Source organism: Paracoccus sp. NSM, from assembly GCF_052379855.1.
Classification (GTDB): Bacteria; Pseudomonadota; Alphaproteobacteria; order Rhodobacterales; family Rhodobacteraceae; genus Paracoccus.
The window spans coordinates 1-795 of record NZ_JBQTCG010000036.1 but is presented as its reverse complement, the minus strand read 5'-3'; the positions used below and the strand labels follow the sequence as shown (position 1 = coordinate 795).

Below are 795 nucleotides of genomic sequence, written 5' to 3'. Positions count from 1 at the left end.
GGAAGTCGGCACTGCCCTTGCCCTGATCCCAGATGCGGCTTTCGTGCTTCATGTAAGTGATCAGCGCCTCGGCCTGTTCGCTCGCGAAGTCGCGGATGCCGTCTTCAGTGTCCACATATTCAACGGGTTCGCCGAGTTCGGCACTGATGACTGCGGCGACATCGCTGAAGCGATAGCGGCCGAGGCCGTTCAGCATGTAGTTCTGGCCGACGTGCTTTTCCGGGCCCTCCAAAAGAACCTTCACAAAGGCTGCAGCCAGGTCGTCGTCATCCAGCCAGAACCGCGAGGCGTCGTGGGGCAAGCGGATCTGGCGGTGACGCCGGACATCATCCGCGATCATCCAAGAGAAGTTGTTGCAGAACCACGCGCCCGCGTTGACGAACGTCACGGGGACGTTGCTTTTGGCATAGATGCTCTGCGCGATGGAATGGATGCTGCTTCCGACCTTCACATCCTTGTATTCGGGGTCGATCTCGTCCGCCGTTTGCGCCTGAGAGTTCGCAAGCAGTCGCACAATGAGGTCGACGCCAGGCGTAGCCTGCGCTGCGGCGATGACGTTGGGCGTTGCCGTCTCTTCGTCGGTCACAAAGTCAGGTGGGATCACCACGACGCGATTCATGCCGGCAAATGCGCGGTGCAGGCTTTCGACATCATACCAGTCGGCCTGCATGACGTCCGCATCGGGATGGCTCGCCTTGAGCTTGGCAACCCCTTCGGGCCGGCTGCTGGTGAGGCGCAGCGTCACTTGCGGGTGCTGTGCGAGTTGTCTGGTGATGCGGCTGGCAATGTTGCCAG

At 60.9% G+C, this 795-nt stretch carries 1 protein-coding gene; it reads right to left on the bottom strand.

Annotation, left to right across the window (positions count from 1 at the left end; translation table 11 throughout):
- Nucleotides 1-795 (bottom strand): NmrA family NAD(P)-binding protein (locus ACTZWU_RS16715; protein ID WP_444738490.1); only part of this gene is annotated, 795 nt, incomplete at both ends.